This window comes from Chloroflexota bacterium (assembly GCA_016235055.1).
Taxonomy (GTDB): Bacteria; Chloroflexota; Anaerolineae; order JACRMK01; family JACRMK01; genus JACRMK01.
This window is the reverse complement of the sequence record JACRMK010000068.1, coordinates 53,513-70,589: the sequence shown is the minus strand read 5'-3', so window position 1 is coordinate 70,589 and position 17,077 is coordinate 53,513. Positions and strand designations below refer to the sequence as shown.

14 protein-coding genes are annotated in these 17,077 nt (G+C 64.9%); 5 read left to right on the top strand and 9 right to left on the bottom strand.

Annotated elements, in window-relative coordinates; translation table 11 throughout:
* Positions 1–219: 219 nt before the first annotated feature.
* The 5 genes from HZB53_17090 to HZB53_17070 all read right to left on the bottom strand — a co-directional run bounded on the left by HZB53_17090 (position 220) and on the right by HZB53_17070 (position 6,190).
* Positions 220–1,266 (bottom strand): ATP-binding cassette domain-containing protein, encoded by a 1,047-nt coding sequence (locus HZB53_17090; GenBank protein MBI5879366.1) that lies wholly within the window; start codon positions 1,264–1,266, stop codon positions 220–222.
* Entirely contained in the window at positions 1,256–2,251 is a 996-nt protein-coding gene (locus tag HZB53_17085) for an ABC transporter ATP-binding protein (GenBank protein ID MBI5879365.1), read from the bottom strand. Before HZB53_17085 ends, HZB53_17090 begins: the two co-directional genes overlap by 11 nt.
* 249 nt (positions 2,252–2,500) lie before the next feature.
* Positions 2,501–3,466, bottom strand: coding sequence for an ABC transporter permease (locus HZB53_17080; protein MBI5879364.1), 966 nt, complete (start codon positions 3,464–3,466; stop codon positions 2,501–2,503).
* On the bottom strand, positions 3,463–4,431 hold the full coding sequence (locus HZB53_17075; GenBank protein MBI5879363.1) for an ABC transporter permease: 969 nt from the start codon (positions 4,429–4,431) through the stop codon (positions 3,463–3,465). Before HZB53_17075 ends, HZB53_17080 begins: the two co-directional genes overlap by 4 nt.
* A 28-nt stretch (positions 4,432–4,459) precedes the next feature.
* Positions 4,460–6,190, bottom strand: a complete 1,731-nt coding sequence (locus HZB53_17070; protein MBI5879362.1) for a peptide ABC transporter substrate-binding protein — start codon at positions 6,188–6,190, stop codon at positions 4,460–4,462.
* Between the two features lie 339 nt (positions 6,191–6,529).
* Between HZB53_17070 and HZB53_17065 the strand changes: the two genes are divergently transcribed.
* Positions 6,530–6,670 carry a hypothetical protein gene (locus HZB53_17065; protein ID MBI5879361.1) on the top strand — a complete coding sequence of 47 codons (141 nt, stop codon included), beginning with the start codon at positions 6,530–6,532 and terminating at the stop codon, positions 6,668–6,670.
* A gap of 90 nt (positions 6,671–6,760) precedes the next feature.
* On the opposite strand, the gene HZB53_17060 is transcribed toward HZB53_17065, so the two are convergent.
* The 4 genes from HZB53_17060 to HZB53_17045 form a co-directional block, all read right to left on the bottom strand.
* Positions 6,761–7,732: a PD40 domain-containing protein gene (locus tag HZB53_17060; protein MBI5879360.1), complete on the bottom strand. Its 972-nt coding sequence runs from the start codon at positions 7,730–7,732 to the stop codon at positions 6,761–6,763.
* Between the two features lie 41 nt (positions 7,733–7,773).
* Entirely contained in the window at positions 7,774–9,009 is a 1,236-nt protein-coding gene (locus HZB53_17055) for an ABC transporter permease (GenBank protein ID MBI5879359.1), read from the bottom strand.
* A gap of 15 nt (positions 9,010–9,024) precedes the next feature.
* Positions 9,025–9,726 (bottom strand): ABC transporter ATP-binding protein, encoded by a 702-nt coding sequence (locus tag HZB53_17050; protein ID MBI5879358.1) that lies wholly within the window; start codon positions 9,724–9,726, stop codon positions 9,025–9,027.
* An 86-nt stretch (positions 9,727–9,812) separates the two neighbouring features.
* Positions 9,813–11,222: an efflux RND transporter periplasmic adaptor subunit gene (locus tag HZB53_17045; protein ID MBI5879357.1), complete on the bottom strand. Its 1,410-nt coding sequence runs from the start codon at positions 11,220–11,222 to the stop codon at positions 9,813–9,815.
* 721 nt (positions 11,223–11,943) lie between these two features.
* Here HZB53_17045 and HZB53_17040 point away from each other — a divergent pair.
* The 4 genes from HZB53_17040 to HZB53_17025 all read left to right on the top strand — a co-directional run bounded on the left by HZB53_17040 (position 11,944) and on the right by HZB53_17025 (position 16,891).
* Positions 11,944–12,621 carry a response regulator transcription factor gene (locus tag HZB53_17040; protein ID MBI5879356.1) on the top strand — a complete coding sequence of 226 codons (678 nt, stop codon included), beginning with the start codon at positions 11,944–11,946 and terminating at the stop codon, positions 12,619–12,621.
* A gap of 2 nt (positions 12,622–12,623) precedes the next feature.
* Positions 12,624–14,027, top strand: coding sequence for a HAMP domain-containing histidine kinase (locus HZB53_17035; GenBank protein MBI5879355.1), 1,404 nt, complete (start codon positions 12,624–12,626; stop codon positions 14,025–14,027).
* Between the two features lie 131 nt (positions 14,028–14,158).
* Positions 14,159–14,638, top strand: coding sequence for a GtrA family protein (locus HZB53_17030; protein ID MBI5879354.1), 480 nt, complete (start codon positions 14,159–14,161; stop codon positions 14,636–14,638).
* A 36-nt stretch (positions 14,639–14,674) separates the two neighbouring features.
* Positions 14,675–16,891: a glycosyltransferase family 39 protein gene (locus HZB53_17025; GenBank protein MBI5879353.1), complete on the top strand. Its 2,217-nt coding sequence runs from the start codon at positions 14,675–14,677 to the stop codon at positions 16,889–16,891.
* Positions 16,892–17,077: the final 186 nt, after the last annotated feature.

Genomic DNA, 17,077 nt, shown 5'->3' with positions numbered 1-17,077 from the left:
TTGTGTGCGGATTGTCGATCCCGGCAGCCGCAAGCCGCAGGGCCGCGGTGCGGGCGTTATACAGGCGTAGAAATTGCTCCGTCACGCGGGCAACACGCCGCGTACACATGATGCTACCGCCATGCGCGTGGGAGGGGTAGTGACACATGACATCAAATTGGCGGGACAAACAACCGGCGAGGGCGGCTGGTTGTTCCGCCCTCGCCGAGCCAAATCTGGCTAGTTCTTGGCCGCCTGGTCACCTTCATACTCGTGAACGCGGAAGCAGGCGACATAGTGACCGTTGCCGGCCTCGCGCCAGTATGGCGCATACTTATCGCATACGCCCTGAATCGCCACGGGGCAGCGCGTATGGAACGTGCAGCCGGCGGGCGGGCGGGCCGGGCTGGGGACGTCGCCGGTCAGGATGGTACGCGAGCGCTTTTCCTCGATTGCGGGGTCGGGAATCGGCACGGCCGAGAGCAGCGCCTGCGAGTACGGGTGCAGCGGGTTCTCGTACAACTCGTCGCGGCCCGTCAGCTCGACGAGATGGCCCAGGTACATAACGGCCACGCGATCGGCGATGTGACGCACCGCCGACAGGTCGTGCGAGATGAACAGGTACGTCAGGTGGAACGTTTCCTGCAGTTCCTCCAGCAGGTTCAGAATCTGCGCCTGGATCGACACGTCGAGCGCGGAGATCGGCTCGTCGCACACGATGAAGTCCGGGTTCACGGCGAGCGCGCGCGCCACGCCGATGCGCTGGCGCTGGCCGCCGGAGAACTCGTGCGGGTAGCGGTTGACGAAATACGGGTTGAGGCCCACTACCTTCAACAACTCCTGCACGCGCTCCTTCAACTCCTTGCCTTTGGCGATGTTGTGCACTTCGAGCGGCTCGCCGATGATGCCGCCAACCGTCATGCGCGGGTTGAGCGAGGCGTACGGGTCCTGGAAGATCATCTGCATGCGGCGGCGCATACGGCGCAACGGCTCGGCCTTCAACGCCGTCAGGTCCTGCCCGTCGAAGATGACCTCGCCCGCGGTCGGGCGGTACAACTGGAGGATCGCGCGGCCGGTCGTGGACTTGCCGCAGCCGGACTCGCCCACCAGGCCCAGCGTCTCGCCCTTGCGGATCGAGAAGTCGAGGCCGTCCACCGCTTTGATGTCGCCGACCTTGCGCTGGATGATGATCCCCTGCGTGATCGGGAAGTAGACCTTCAAGTTCTTGACTTCCAGCAACGTCCCGCCCAATTGGCCGTTGCCGGAGATCGGTGTGCTATTCGCCATGACGCGGCCTCCCAGTCTTGACATCAACCCAGCACGCCACGTAATGGCGCGGCGACACCGCCTCAAGCGGTGGGTTCTCAGTAGCGCAACGCTCGATCGCAAACACGCACCGCGCGCGGAACGGGCAGCCCTTGGGGAAGGCGATCAAGTCCGGCGGCAGGCCCTCGATCGGCGTCAACTTGGCCTTGCGGCCCTTGTCCAGGCGCGGGATCGAGTTCAGCAGGCCCAGCGTGTAGGGATGGCTGGGGTTGGCGTAGATGTCTTTGACCGCGGCCGTCTCGACGATGAAGCCGGCGTACATGACCTGCACGCGGTCGGCGATGCCGGCCACCACGCCGAGGTCGTGCGTGATCCAGATGATCGACATCCCGATCTCTTTTTTCAGCTTCTTGACGAGATCGATGATCTGCGCCTGGATCGTCACGTCGAGCGCGGTGGTCGGCTCGTCGGCGATCAGCAACTGCGGGTTGCAGGACAGGCCCATGGCGATCATCACGCGCTGGCGCATGCCGCCCGAAAACTGGTGCGGGTAGTCGTCGATGCGCTCGCCGGCCGCCGGGATACCGACCATCTCCAGCAACTCGATGGAGCGGCGGCGCGACTTGTCCTTATCCAGGTTCAGGTGCAGTTCCAGCGCCTCGCTCACCTGCTGGTTGATCGTGAGCACCGGATTGAGCGAGGTCATCGGGTCCTGAAAGATCATGGCGATCTTGTTGCCGCGAATCTGTCGCATCTCGTCGTCGCTGATCTTCAGCAGATCGCGGCCCTGAAACACGACTTCGCCGTCGGTGATCTTGCCCGGCGGCATCGGGATCAGGCGCATGATCGACAAGACGCTGATACTCTTGCCGCAGCCGGATTCGCCCACGATGCCGAGCGTTTCGCCTTCGTCCACGTGGAACGAAACGCCGTTCACCGCGTTGACTACGCCATCTTGCGTGTAGAACTTTGTCGTGAGGTTTTTGACCTCTAACAGGACACCCATAGACCTCCTCGGTGGATTGGAGATTAGATGCCAGATCCGTGCGGGCCATGCCCGGCGGCCTGCGGCAGTCTCCGGGCCGGCTGCGCCCGGATCCAGCACCCAGTCATTGGTATCGGATTACAGGGTGCGACGCGCCCCGATTATACACGAAAACGGGCGGGCGCACTGATTCCGCGAACCCCATTATATTGATTTTTCGTTTTCTTGCACGCCGGGCCACCCGGCCGGAAAACGACCGGAACGGCTGTGCTAAGTCTTCGGGTTGAACGCCTCGTTCAGCCCCTCGCCCAGGAAGTTGTACGCCAGCACGATGACGGTCAGCACCATCCCCGGCACAAGAATCATCCAGGGGCGCGTGCGCCAGAAGGCGTAATTGTCGTTGATCAACAGCCCCCAACTGGCGTTGGGTGGCTGTAGGCCGACACCCAGGAAGGAAAGGCCGGTCTCGGCCATGATGGCGCCGCCCATGCCGAGCGAGATTGACACGACAATAGCCGGCAGTGCATTCGGCAGGATGTGGCGCGCAATGATACGCCAATCCGGCGCGCCGATCGAACGTGCCGCGTCCACGAACTCGCGCTCGCGCATTTGCAGGAACAGGCTGCGCACGAGCCGCGCAAAGCCCGGCCAGCCAACAAACGCCAGCGCGCCGATGACAACAAAGAAGTCGCCGAAGGCGACATAGTCGGCGCCACAATTGAGCGCACGCTTAAGCCCCATCTCGGAACCGAGCACCTTGATTCCAGCGACGATCGACGGGCGGAGCGTCGCGGCGATGAACAGCACGAACAGGAAATCCGGGAACGCCATCAAAAAATCGGAAAAGCGACTGACGACCGTATCCACAATCCCGCCGAAATAACCGGCCAGCGACCCAAAGAACAACCCGATCATTACGTTGAGTGAGACCACCGAAACCGACACGATCACCGCCGTGCGCGCGCCCCAGATGATGCGGCTTAACAGGTCACGTCCAAGCTCGTCAGTGCCCAACGGATGGGCCAGACTGGGAGCCTTCTCTACGGCGCCCAAATCCTGCTTCGTGTGGCAGTACGGCGCCAGCGCCTCGGTAAAAATGCCGGTAAAGAATAGCCCGGCGATGATCAGCGCACTGACGACGGCGCGACGGTTCTGGCGAAAGCGACGCCACACATCTTGCCAGTATCCGCGCGGCTTGGCAATGGCCGCGCTCGTCTCGGATGCAGGGTTTATCATTTATATCGGATGCGCGGATCGATCCACGTGTAGGCGATGTCCACAATCAGATTGAGCGTAATGTACACAAAGGCGACCATCAGTGTTAGCGCGAGAATGATCGGATAATCGCGCGATCCCAGGGCCGACAGCAACAAATTGCCGAGCCCATTGGGAATTCCGAAACTGACCTCAACCAGGTAGGAACCGCTTACCAGTCCGCCGAGTGCCAGACCGAATAGCGTGCTCAAGGGGATCAACGCGTTGCGTAAAGCATGCTTGCCGATAACGATCTGCTCGCGAAGGCCTTTGGCGCGTGCCGTGCGTATGTAATCCTGCCCGAGGGCCTCCACCAATGCAATCCGCGTCTGGCGCGTGAAGACGGCGATGTAGCCGGGGCTCAAAACCACCATGGGCAGCACCGCCGATGGTGTAAAGATACCGTCCCACCCGCCGGGCGGCAGGCCGATCTTCACGCCGAGGTTGGCCGCCGTCCAGAGCGGCAAATCACGCGCGAAGATCCAGAGCAGAAAGGGCGCCGCAGCAAACACCGGAATGGCTACCCCTAGCACCACGCCGAAGGATATGACGTGGTCAATCCAGCGATTGTGGCGAACTGAAGCGAGAATGCCTAATGGTACGCCGAGCAGCAGTCCAATCGCTAGCCCGACGGCATTCATCTGCATTGTAACGCCTAAGCGGTTCGCGATCAGGTCGCTCACCTTCTGGCCGGGATACTTGACGAGCGACTCGTGAAAGTCGCCCTGCAAGGCATCGCCCACGAACTTGATCAACTGCTCGTGGAACGGCTTGTCGATGCCCCACTGCTCGCGGATGCGCGCGGCGCGCTCCGGGTCGTTGTACTTGCCCAGATAAACCTGCGCCGGGTCGCCCGGCCCGTACAGGCCGAGCGCCAGCGTAACCGCCGCGACGGCCAGCAACAGGAACGGGTACCAGAAGACCCGGCGAATGATGTACGCAGTCATTTAGCGGCTAGTGACTAGCAACTGGTTGCTAGCGACTAATTGAGGCGTACTTGAGTCGCGGGATGACGAAGGGCGGGTAGATCAGGCCCTTGACGTACGGCTTGGTCAGCCAGTAGTCGTCGCCGACAAACAGCGGCACCCAGACGGCGTCGTTGACGAGAATCTGCTCCGCCTGCTGGTACAGCGCCATGCGCTTGGCCGAATCGGTCTCGGTGCCGGCGTCGTCCAGCAACTTGTTCACCGCCGGGTTGTTATAGCCGGTATGGTTGTCCAGGCTGTTACCGTGGAACAGGATTTCCAGGAAGTCCTGCGGATCCGGGTAGTCGGCGATCCAGCCCAACTGGAACATCTGCAGCGAGCTGGGGCGCTTGTTCAGTTCCTGCAGGAACGCGGCGAACTCCTGCTGCTGGATGTTCACGTCGACGCCGATGTTCTGCTTGATCATCTCGACCATCGCCTGCGTCGTGGGGCCGGCGTTGCCGCCCGCGCCGCTGATGAAAAGCGTGATCTCCGGCAGCTTCGACGGGTCGCCGTACTTCGATTCCTTGATCAACTGCTTGGCCTTGTCGGGATCGTACTGCAAGCCCTTGAGGTTCTCGTTGAAACCGGGGAACTTAGGCGGCAGGATGCCGTAGGCGGGCGACGCCATCTTCTTCAGTACGACCTCGGCGATCTGCTTCTTGTCGATCGCGTAGTTGAACGCCTGGCGCACCTTCGGATCGTCGAATGGCGGCTTCTGCGTGTTGAAGCCGATGTACGAGATACTGAACTGCGGCGCGGTGACCAACTCCTTGTTGAGCGGGTTGGTCGGGTCGAGCACGCGGTCGATGTCGATGACGCTGACCGGGGTCGCATCCAGTTCGCCGTTCTCGTAGCGGGTCATATACGAGCCGCCGCTGATCGAGAGCGTGACGGTCTTGACCTGCGGCTTCGGCGTGCCGTACCAGACGTCGTTGCGCTCCAGCACCACCTGCTGGCCGAAGTCGTACTTGCTCAGCTTGTACGGGCCGCTGCCGTTCGGCTTGAGGAACCAGGTGCGGCCGGAGTTGACATTGGCCTGGTCGACGACGTACGCCGTCGGGTAGGTCAACTTGGCCAGGAAGTACGACTTCGGCGCGTCGATGGTGATGGCCAGTGTGCGGTCGTCGATCACCTTGACGCCGCTGACGTCCGTGGCCTTGCGCGACAGTTTCGCGCGCACGCCGACGATGTCGCCGAGGTAGCTGTCGGCCACCGGCGACGACGTCGCGGGCGCGGCCGCGCGCTCGAGCGAGTACTTGAAGTCCTGCGCCGTGACGGTCTTGCCGTCATGGAACTTGGCATCGGCGCGCAGCTTGAACGTGTACGTCTTCTTGTCCTCGCTCAACGTCCACGACTCGGCGATGTCCGGCACGACCTTGAGGTCTTTGTCGATCGTGACCAGGCCGCTAAACACCTCGACGATGATTTCAGCGGAGGTAGCGTCCTGGGCGATGGCCGGATCGAGCGTGGGTGGATCGCCGCCGGCAAACGGCAGCAGCAGCGAATCGGGCGAGCGCGGCGCGGTGGGCGCCGTCGACGAAGAACGGGTGGGCACGGCGGTCGGGCGCGGGCCGGCTGTGGTCGCGCCGGACTGCGGCGCACTGGTAGCGCCGGGCGCCGCCGTCGGCGAACTGTCGGGCGCCGACGCGAGATCAGTCAGGGCGCAGCCCAGCGAGAACAGCAGGGCCAGCGCCAGCAATACCAGCGGTGAGACACGGACTGCAGGCCGTTTTAGCATACGCTCCCTCACTAGATAAACAGGTTTTCAAGCAACGGGCACGCCCAAGCGTGCTCTGCAGAGGTTAAACGGCATACTAGCACAGAGACCTATTTTGAGCAAGCGGATTGCGCGGGCGCGTTGCACGCGCCCCTATGGGGTTTTGTCGAGCGCGTTTTGAAGCGGGCAGCCGACGGCTTCGACAGGCTCAGCCGGCGTCCTTATGCCGGCACCCGCGTTGTGGCGGGTCTCTGACACACTCGCCGGCGTCCGCGTGCCGCGTCGGAGTTGGACACGGTGGAGCGGGCGCGGAGACTGCGCTCGTGTAGGGGCAGGCAGCCCACGGCGACCTGGGGCAATATGCTGAGTAACTCGCTGCAATACACGAAATACCCGTGGCTGGTCTTCTATCCCGGGCTGGCCATTTCGCTGACGGTGCTGTCGGTGTTCCTGTTGGCCGACGGCCTGCGCGATGCGATGGACCCGCGCTTGCGGCAGTAACCCAGCGCCCGTCATACATGTAGGGGCGAAGCATTCGGCCGATCAGTTGATCGATATGCACCAGCTCGCGAATGCCTCGCCGTTACAGCGTTATTTGACCCAGATCGGGTCCCAATCGTTGTACGCGTTGTTGCTGATGTTCGTCTTGCCGCTGCCATCCAGCTTCATCACCCAGATCTGTTTCTGCAGGACGTTGCCGAAGTTTGTCCAGTAGGCGATGCGCGAGCCGTCCGTGGAGAACGTCGGAGCCTTGTACCACTCGCTGGCGCTCTGCGTCAGCCGCACCGTTGACCCTTCGTTGGAATCGTACAGGTAGATCTCGTCAAACCCGTTGATCTCCGTCACAAACGCGATGTACTTCGAATCGGGCGACCAAACGGCGTCGTAGTCCACACCCGGGAAGCCGGGCGCCGCGCCAGTCACCACCGCTTCCCAGCCGTTCGTGTTATTGTGCGCCCAGATCTGCTGGTCGCCGCCGCGCCCGCCGCCCACCACGCGATAGAACAGGAACTGGTTACCGTCCGGCGACGTTGTCTCTCTGGCGACCATCGTCTGCAGCAGGTCCGAGCAGTTGCACGGCTGCTGGTTGCTACCGTCGGCGTTCATGACGTACAACTGCGGGTATCCGTCGCGGTCGCTGAAGAAGGCGATCTTGCCGCGCAGCGACGCCAGGCTTGGCACAGCCGCCGCGGGCAATTCCTGTGTCGGCCCTACGCTGGTTTTCGTGGTCGCCGTGGGCGATTCACGAATCGCCCCTACGCTGGTATTCGTAGGCGTCGCCGGGGCCAGCGGAGTCGGGATGACGATCACGGGCGCGGGCACGGCAGTCGGCGCATTGAGTGGCGCGCTCGCGGACGCCGACGCGCCTGCCGCTTTCGTTGCAGCCGCCACGGGCAGGTTGCTGGCCGCGCCAGGCGCGCGCCCGGTGTTCGTCGCTTGCGCCGCCGCGGCGGCCGGAGTGCCTGCTGCGGGTGCGGATGACGTCGCCGCGCCACTGTCGCATGCTGCCAGCAACACTGCCAGCAGCACCAGGCTGATCATGAGTGCTATCCGTCTTTTCATGTGAGTCTCCCCAGAGCGATGTGTCGCCCGCCTAATCCATGTCATTCATAACGCAGGGCGTCGATCGGGTTCAGGCTGCCCGCGCGGTTCGCCGGGTAGATGCCAAAGAACAGCCCGATCGCCGTCGAGAACACGGTCGCCAGCAGGATCGAATCCAAGTCCACCACCGCCGTGATCGTGCCGCTGGCCGTCAGCGCCCATGCGACTGCCATACCCACGCCGATACCGATCAGGCCGCCCACGATGGACAGCACAATCGCCTCGGTCAGAAACTGCAGCAGGATGTCGGCTTTGCGCGCGCCGACCGCCTTGCGGATGCCGATCTCGCGGGTGCGCTCCGTCACCGAGACGAGCATGATGTTCATGATGCCGATGCCGCCAACGACCAGCGAGATCGCCGCAATGCCGCCCAGGAAGAGCGTCAGCGTGTCGCTGACCTGCGTGAGCGTCTTCAGGATGTCGTCCAGACTGGTGATGCGGAAGTCGTCATCGCCGGTTGTCAGGTGATGACGCTCGCGCAGGATCGCCGAGATCTGGCTGATGGCGTTCTGGATCTGCGAGGCATCCACAACCTGCACGCTGATCGTGCTGATGTTGGCCTGGCCGCGGAACTGACCGCCGGACGCCAGGCGCGACATGACCGTCGTGATCGGCGCATAGATCACATCGTCCTGGCTGCCGAAGCCGGTGCCGCCTTTGGCGACGGTCACGCCGATGACACGGAACGGCAGGCTGTTGATGCGAATCGTCTGCCCGACCGGGTCATTCTCGCCGAACAGGTTCGTCGCCGTGGTCGGTCCCAGCACGACAACTGTCGTCTTGGCCGCCATCTGCTCGTCGGTGAACCACTCGCCCTCGGCGATGCTCACATTACGCACGGCGCTGTATGAGACGGTCACGCCGTTGACGCGCGTGCGCGTGTTCTGGCCCTGATAGGCGACCTGCCCGTTCGAGCCGAACTCGGCGGCGACCGCCAGCACGGCCGGCGCCAGCGACGGGTCGTTCAGCGCGGTGGCATCTTCGAGCGTTAGCGTCGCTGCGCTGCCGGCGCCCTGGTTGACGCCGCCGGATGAGGTCGAGCCAGGGGAGACGTACAGCAAATTCGTACCCTGGCTCTGCAGCGAGCCGATTATGTTGGCCTGCGCCCCACGGCCGACCGCCATCAGCGCGATGACCGCGCCGACGCCGATGATGATGCCCAGCATCGTCAGGGATGCGCGCATCTTGTTGGCTGCCAGGCTGCGCAGGGCGATGCGGATACTTTCAAGGAAATTCATACTCGCCTCACCAATCTACGCGGCCGCCAGCGCCGCGTGTGGATGCCGGTTGATCTCTTCGCGCTCGATCAGACCGTCGCGCACGTGAATGACGCGGCGGGTGAACTCGGCAATCGCCGGGTCGTGCGTGACCATGATGACCGTCACGCCGCGCTCGCGGTTCAGCCGCTGCAGGATCGCCATAATCTCCGCGCCGACCTTGCTGTCCAGGTTGCCGGTCGGCTCGTCGGCCATGATGATCGACGGGTTGTTGACCAGCGCGCGAGCGATGGCGACCCGCTGCTGCTGGCCGCCTGACATTTCATTGGGGCGATGCCCGGCCCGGTCGGCCAGCCCGACCGACGCCAGCGCCTCCAGCGCCTGCTGGCGCCGGTCCGGCGCGCCGGCATACACCAGCGGCAGTTCAACCTGCGCCAGCGCCGACGTGCGCGACAGCAGATTGAACTGCTGGAACACAAAGCCGATCTTGCGATTGCGCACCTGCGCCAACTGATCGTCGTTCATCGTGCTGACCTCGATGCCATCCAGCTTATACGAGCCGCTGGTCGGCTTGTCCAGGCACCCGAGCACGTTCATCAGGGTGGATTTGCCGGAGCCGGACGGCCCCATGATGGCGACCATCTCGCCATTCTGCACGTCGAACGACACACCGCCCAGGGCGTTGACATCCACGTCGCCCATCCGGTACGTTTTGGTAATCTCTTTGATCTCGATCATGTTTGCACGCTCCATGCAGCCAGACGGGCGCCTGTGCGGCGGAGTCACCCGCCGCGGCGCGCCCGCCTGGCCGCCAAGCCCGGCCTCTAGAAGCCCGGCCCCATACCCGGCACGCCCACGCCGCCGGTCCGGTTCGTCGACGAGCTGCTGGTGGTCGAGGTAATCACCACCACGTCGCCTTCCTTGATCCCGCTGACGATCTCGGTTTGCGTATCGCCCGCCAGGCCGATCGTGACCGGCGTCTGCGCCACGCCGACCGGCGTCTGCAGTTGCACGACGCGCTGGCCGCCCTGCGTGCGCAGCGCGCGGTTCGGCACCAACAGGACGTTCTCACGCTTGTCCACGATGATGGACACGTTAGCGGTCATGCCGCTCTTGACCACCGTCGGATCGGCGCCGCTGACCGTGATCACGACGGGGTACGTGACGACACCCGAAGTTGAGGTGCCGCTGAGTGCCACCTGTGTAACCTTGCCGGACAGGCGGCCGGCGCTCGAAACCGCATCTACGGTAACGTTGACATCCTGCCCGACCTTCACTTTGGCGATGTCCACCTCGGCCATGTTGACCGTGATCTGCAACTGCGACAGGTCTGACAGTTGCATCGCCGCCGTGCTGGCACTGACCGTGCTGTACACGTCGATGTTGAGCGCCGTGGCCGTGCCGTCATACGGCGCGATGACCTGCGCGTTGCGCATGCGATACTGCGCCTGTTGCAGCGACAGTTTGGCGGTCGCCAGCGACGACTCGGCCGCCAGCCGATCGGCCGCCGTCGGCGCACTCTGCAGCGTTTGCAGATTGAGCTTGCTCGACGCCAGCGAGACGGCCGCGCTGCGCACGCTCGAATCGCTGATGTTCGCCAGCGAAATGCGATTGTTGGCCTGCGCGACGTCGTAGCTGATTTTGGCCTGCTTCAGCGCAACCGCGAGGTCCGACAAATCAGTGATGTGGTCGGCAACGGCCTGGTCGTAGTCCGACTGCGCCTTCTGCATTGAGAGCGCCGCCTTGTCGAGGTCGGCGCGCAGCAGCAGCAACTGGTCGTCATTCAGGTTCGCCTTCTTCACGGCGAGGTCGAAGTTCGCCTGCGCCATGTCGACGTTCATCTGCGCGATCTGCAAATCGCCGGCCGCCGTGCCGGCTTTGGTCTGGTCGTACTTGGCCTGCGCCTGGTTATACGCGATCTGCGCGTTCGCCAGCGCGATCTGCAGGTCGGTCGCCTCAATCTCGGCCAGCACCTGCCCCTGCTTGACCGTGTCGCCGAGCTTGACATACACTTTGGTGACCGTGCCGCTCTGCCCGAACGTCAGGCTGGCCTGCGCCTTCGGCGCGATCGAGCCGGCGCTGGCGACCAGGGCCGTCAGGTTGCCGCGGGTGACGGTCGCCGTCTGCGTGGTCGCGGTCGTAGTGGTGGCCGGGCGCAGCTTGGTATATGCGAAGTAGCCGCCGCCGGCAGCCAGGATCAGGATGACCGCGATCAATACGATTCGTTTGCGCATAATGCTCCTCCAATCAGAACCATAGCATGACTACTCAATTCTCAACGACAGTCTAGCCGCCGCGCCTGTGAGCGAACGAAGCAGAGGCTGACAGGCGGTTAAGAATAGCCGCGCGCTTTCTTATGCGCCTCACAGGCGCGGCACAGGCGCATCTCAGCCGCCGGGTGATATAATGGTAAGCGTTCAGTCCGGTATATCATTGCGAGAATATCATGGTGGGGCCGCCATGTTGTGGCCCCAAAAACTTGGGCGCGGCTGGCGGCCAAGCCGTCATGCCGGCGAAAGTTGGTGATGCGCCGGAGGCGCACACCCCGCGCATGAGAATAGTCCTGCCAATGTAGGGACGGGTCTTTGACCCGTCCAGTCGGCCAGGTCAAAGACCTGGCCCTACCACAGGATGCGATCCATTTTCATGGGAGCCGGCATCCAGGGGTGTTGACTCTGGGCCCCGGCTTTCGCTGGGGCGACAACCTGGGCTCCTTGCCGTTGGTCGCAGCGAAGTTTCTGAGCAGCGGTTTTTGTGAGGCAATCTCCACCCGTGTTGGGCGAGATGGCTGCAGGGAGATTGCTTCGTCGCAAACGACGCTCCTCGCAATGACGCCTGAACGGTTACATATGATCGAAACGCAGCGATGAGGCGCATGGCGTCTTATCGCTGATCAACCCGTGTTCATGGCATTCATTTTGGATTTGGGAATTGGGATTTGGGAGTTTCTTCAAGATGGCAAGCGTCTTGGTCGTCGACGACGATCCCAAGCTGTTGAACATGCTGCGGCGCACGCTGGTGTACGAGGGCTTCCAGGTGCAGTCGGCCGCGAACGGCGCCGAAGCGCTGGCCGCGATGCAGGCGCACCGGCCCGACGTGATCGTGCTCGACTGGATGATGCCGGGCATGGACGGGCTGGCGCTGATGAAGCACCTGCGCGCGGACGGCGACGAGACGCTGGTCTTGATGCTCACGGCGCGCGATGCCGTGGAGAACCGCGTCGCGGGGCTGGACAGCGGGGCCGACGACTACGTGGTCAAGCCGTTTGCGCCGGCTGAGCTGGTCGCGCGCCTGCACGCGCTGCTGCGGCGCAGCAGCGCCCCGCTGCCGAACGCCGCGCTGAGCTACGCCGACCTCTCGCTCGACCCGGTCACACGCGAGACGCGGCGCGGCCGTCGCAGCTTCGACCTGACCGCCAAAGAGTTTGACCTGCTTCAATATATGATGCGCCACCCGCGCCAGGTGCTCCAGCGCGAGCAGATCCTCCAGGCAATCTGGGGCTATGACTTCGGCGGCGACGACAACGTGCTTGAGGTCTACATGGGCTACCTGCGCAAGAAGACCGAGGCAGGCAACGAGCCGCGACTGATCCAAACGGTGCGCGGCGTGGGCTACGTGCTGCGGGAGGAATGAACGTGTCGATCCGCCTGCGTCTGACCTTGCTGTACAGCGCGATTGTCGCGCTCACGGTGATTGCGTTCAGCACTTTCCTGTATGTGTCGCAATCCGAGTTGACGCTCCAGGCGATCCGCACGACGCTGGCACGGCAGGCCGACCTCTCGATGGGCGGCCTGCGGCGCTTCCCCGGACGACCGGAGCCGCAGCAAGCGCCGCCGCTGCCACCGGCCGGCGCCACCCTGCCCGGCCGCTGGACACAACTGCGCGGTGCCGACGGCAGCGTGCTAGCCCGCACGGCCGACCTGGTGGACACGCCGTTACCGCTGAGCGACGAGGGGCTGCGCGCCGTGCAGAGCGGCGCAGCCTGGAGCGAGATTGCGCACGTGCAGGAAGAGCGGGTGCTGATCTTCAGCCGCGCGGTGATGGCTGAAAGCCGGGTGACCGCCATCGTGCAGGTGGCCGCGCCGATCACGGAGCGCGAACAGGCGCTGAACAACCTGCGGCTGTTCCTGTTGATCGGCAGCGCGGTGGTCAGCCTGGCCGCGTTCGCGATCGGCTGGGTGCTGGCCGGCGCATCGCTCAGCCCGATCGAGCGCATCACGCGCACGGCAAGCGCCATCGGCACGCAGCGCGACTTCAGCCGGCGCGTGCGCCACACCGGCCCCAATGACGAAGTCGGCCGGCTGGCCGTCACATTCAACTCGATGCTGACCGAACTGGAAAGGGCGTACCGGCAGATGGAGCAAACGCTCGAATCGCAGCGCCGCTTCGTGGCCGACGCGTCGCACGAACTGCGCACGCCGCTGACAACCGTGCGCGGCAACATCGAACTGTTGCGGCACGAGCCGCCGCTGGACTATGCGGAGCGCGCCGAGGTGCTGGCCGACACGACCAGCGAAGTCGAGCGTCTGATCCGGCTGGTGAACCACCTGCTGGTGCTGGCGCGCGCCGACGCGGGGCGCAAACTGCAGTGCGCGCCGGTCGATCTCGCGCCACTGGTCGACGACGCCGGGCGCCAGGCGCGCCTGCTCGATCCACAGAGGACGCTGGCCTGCGCCGTGCCGCCCGGCATGCGCGTGCTGGCCGACCGCGACGCGCTGAAACAGGTGCTGCTGATCCTGCTCGACAACGCGCGCACGCACACGCCGGCGGAAGCGGCTGTTGAGCTGTCGGCCGCGGCAGAGAGCGGCCGCGCCGTCATCCGCGTGCGCGATAGCGGGCCAGGCATCGCGCCGGCCGACCTGCCGCACATCTTCGAGCGATTCTACCGCGGCGATGCATCGCGCAGCGGCGCCAGCACCGGCCTGGGACTGGCGATCGCCAGGGAATTGACCGAGGTGCAGAACGGCACGATCGGTGTGGAGAGCACGCCCGGCCAGGGCAGCACCTTCACGGTCACGTTCCCGCTGGCCGCGGCGTGATTTCCGACCACCCCGCCGCCGCGCAACGCGCGGCCGCCATCTCCCCCCTTCTCATCTGACGCTCAGTTCCGGCTCAGCGCAGGCAAAGCATTGCGATGGATCATAAAGATCAGAAAGATCACGATCAACCTATGAACGCAAGCCGCTTGCTGCGCGCCGCCGGATCGTTCGTCGAGCGCGAAACCGTCCGGGCGCTCGGCCGCTTCGGCGCCGTCGGCGTGCTGAATACCGTGCTGGACCTGTCGCTCTTCGCGCTGTTGAGCAGCGTGCTGGCCCTGCCGCTGCTGCTAGCCAACACGCTGGCGTACAGCGCCGGCATCGCCAACAGCTTCGTGTGGAACCGGCGGTGGACGTTCGCGCACCGCCCGCGCCAGGGCATCGGGCGGCAGTTCGCGCGGTTCGCGATCGTCAGCGTCAGCGCGCTCGTGCTGAACGACCTGCTGGTGGTGTCGCTGTCGCCATGGCTGGGAGTGGTGCTGGGCAACAGCGGCCTCGGGCTGGCCGCCGCCAAGCTCGGCGCGACCGGCGCCAGCCTGCTCTGGAACTTTACGCTCAACAATCGGTGGACGTTTCGCGCGCCGGCCGGGACACCGGCAGACGGCGCAGACTGAGATCCGCGCGGCGCGACACGCCAGGGGCAACATAGAATGACTGCACTGACCGAACTAGTGGCAGGCGCTGCGGCGCCCGCACGCACATGGGTTTTCACCGGCACGCACTGGGCGCGGCGCGCGGCGCTGGGAGCCATTGTGCTGCTTGCGGCGGCGCTGCGTTTGTTCAACCTCGCGGGGCTTGGTTACGCCAACCACTACTACACGGCGGCCGTCGTCAGCATGCTGCAATCGTGGAGCAACTTTTTCTTCGCGGTGGCCGAGCCGGGCGGCGCGGTCACGGTGGACAAGCCGCCTGTCGGCCTATGGTTACAGGCGGCGTCGGCCTATCTGTTCGGCGTCAACGGCTTCGCGGTGCTACTGCCGCAGATCGCAGCGGGCATCCTCTCCGTGGTCGTGGTCTATCATCTGGTGCGGCGCTCGTTCGGCACGGCCGCCGGGCTGTTGGCCGCGCTGGCGCTGGCGATCACGCCGGTGTCGGTGGCCACCGACCGCAATAACACAATCGACAGCACGCTGATCCTGACGCTGCTGCTCGCAACCTGGGCATTCATCAAGGCGACCGAGAGCACACGCATACGCTGGCTGCTGGCCGGCGTGGCGATGGTCGGCGTCGGCTTCAATATCAAGATGCTCGAAGCGTATCTGCCGCTGCCGGCGTTCTACGCCATGTACTTCCTCGGCGCGCCGGAACGGCTGTGGCGCAAGACCGCCAAACTGGCAGCCGCGACGGTCGTCTTGCTGATCGTGTCGCTCTCTTGGGCGGTCGCCGTCGATCTGATCCCGGCCAATGATCGACCGTACGTCGGCAGCAGCAGCGACAATTCGGAGCTGAGCCTGATTCTGGGCTATAACGGCGTCCAGCGCTTGCTCGGTATGGGTGGGCGCGGCGGCGCGTTGAGCGGTCTGTTCGGGGGCAACAACACCCGCGGCGGCTTGCCGCAGGGACAGCCGGGCCAGGCGCCAAACGGCGGATTCCAACCGCCCCAGAACGGGATGGGGCCGAACGGCAATCTGCCGCGCGACGGCGCCAACACAACGCCATTGCAGCCACGCCCGCCCGCCCGCAACGGCGGCCCGCTGCCGCAGGGACAAACGCCCGGCGCGTTCCAGCCGCCACAGGGCGGAACCGGCGGCCTTCCACCGCAGCAGAACGGCAACCGGGGTACGCCCGGCGGCGGACCCGGCGGGCTGGGCGGCGGGTTCCCCGGCACGGGTCAGCCCGGCGCGCAGCGGCTGTTCACAGCGCCGCTGAGCAAGGAAGCAAGCTGGCTGCTGCCGTTCGGCATCTCCGGCATGCTCCTGCTGCTCGCCGGCGCGCGCCTGCGCTGGCCGGTCGGGGCAAAGCATCAGGCGCTGTTGCTGTGGGGCGGCTGGCTGGTGACGGCGGGGGTGTTCTTCAGCGTGGCCGGCTTCTTCCACGAGTATTACCTGTCGACGCTGGCGCCGCCGCTGGCCGCGCTGGTCGGCATCGCGGCGGGCGAACTGTGGGCGCTCCGACACCGCAGTGCGTCTCTCGCGGCCGCATGGCTGGCCGCCGCGGCAGGCGTGACGCTGTGGCTGCAATACAACACAGTCGCCGCCTATATGCGCTCGATCGGCTGGCTGCCGGTGGTAGCCGTGCTGGCGGCGCTCGGTGTGCTCGCGCTGCTGGCGTCGCTGGTGCGCCGCACAGAGCGCATGGCGGCGGCCGGGTTCGTGTGCATCGTCGCGGCGATGCTGGTGACGCCGGCGATCTGGTCGGGACTGACCACGCTCAATTCGAGCGGCAATCAGTCGCTGCCGGCGGCGTACGACGGGCGCTCAAACGGCCCGGCGCTCGGCGGCGGCCTGCAGGTGGACCCAAAACTGCTGGCGTTCCTGCAAGCGAACACGCAAAGCAACCGGTATATGATGGCGGTGCCGAGCTCGATGCAGGGCGCGGACTATGTGATCGCGACCGGGCGGCCGGTGCTGTATCTGGGCGGGTTCAACGGCAACGACCAGGTGCTGAGCGCGAGCGAACTGGCGCAGATGGTGGCCGGCGGCGAACTGCGCTACATCTACTGGGGTGGGCCAGGCGGCCCCGGCGTCGGCGGGCAGGCCAACCTGTCGTCGTGGGTGACGGCGCACTGCAAGGCCGTGCAGGGTTACGAGACGCAAACGCAAAACGCGGGCGCGCCCGACGGCACGCTGCCCGGCGGGGCGAACATGGGCACGGACGGCGGGGGCTTCGGGCCGATGCGCGTGTCGCTGTACGACTGCAAGAATTAGCGCGGATGGCGTAACAATCCGACGCGGCGACGCGCTTATGCGTCCGGGGCGCGGGGCAGCGTGAAGCAGAAGGCGCTGCCGCTGGTCGCCCATGCACTTGGCGGCGGACTGCTGAACCGGTGATTACCTGCATCGTTGCCTATGGCGCGCATCCAGACCTCACAGGTTTTGAAACCCTGTGAGGTC

What these genes read in the sequence shown, in the direction of transcription:
- HZB53_17090 (MBI5879366.1), bottom strand. Translation starts at nt 1,266, where the DNA reads ATGGCGAATAGCACACCGATCTCCGGCAACGGCCAATTGGGCGGGACG.
- HZB53_17085 (MBI5879365.1), bottom strand. Translation starts at nt 2,251, where the DNA reads ATGGGTGTCCTGTTAGAGGTCAAAAACCTCACGACAAAGTTCTACACG.
- HZB53_17080 (MBI5879364.1), bottom strand. Translation starts at nt 3,466, where the DNA reads ATGATAAACCCTGCATCCGAGACGAGCGCGGCCATTGCCAAGCCGCGC.
- HZB53_17075 (MBI5879363.1), bottom strand. Translation starts at nt 4,431, where the DNA reads ATGACTGCGTACATCATTCGCCGGGTCTTCTGGTACCCGTTCCTGTTG.
- HZB53_17070 (MBI5879362.1), bottom strand. Translation starts at nt 6,190, where the DNA reads ATGCTAAAACGGCCTGCAGTCCGTGTCTCACCGCTGGTATTGCTGGCG.
- HZB53_17065 (MBI5879361.1), top strand. Translation starts at nt 6,530, where the DNA reads ATGCTGAGTAACTCGCTGCAATACACGAAATACCCGTGGCTGGTCTTC.
- HZB53_17060 (MBI5879360.1), bottom strand. Translation starts at nt 7,732, where the DNA reads ATGAAAAGACGGATAGCACTCATGATCAGCCTGGTGCTGCTGGCAGTG.
- HZB53_17055 (MBI5879359.1), bottom strand. Translation starts at nt 9,009, where the DNA reads ATGAATTTCCTTGAAAGTATCCGCATCGCCCTGCGCAGCCTGGCAGCC.
- HZB53_17050 (MBI5879358.1), bottom strand. Translation starts at nt 9,726, where the DNA reads ATGATCGAGATCAAAGAGATTACCAAAACGTACCGGATGGGCGACGTG.
- HZB53_17045 (MBI5879357.1), bottom strand. Translation starts at nt 11,222, where the DNA reads ATGCGCAAACGAATCGTATTGATCGCGGTCATCCTGATCCTGGCTGCC.
- HZB53_17040 (MBI5879356.1), top strand. Translation starts at nt 11,944, where the DNA reads ATGGCAAGCGTCTTGGTCGTCGACGACGATCCCAAGCTGTTGAACATG.
- HZB53_17030 (MBI5879354.1), top strand. Translation starts at nt 14,159, where the DNA reads ATGAACGCAAGCCGCTTGCTGCGCGCCGCCGGATCGTTCGTCGAGCGC.
- HZB53_17025 (MBI5879353.1), top strand. Translation starts at nt 14,675, where the DNA reads ATGACTGCACTGACCGAACTAGTGGCAGGCGCTGCGGCGCCCGCACGC.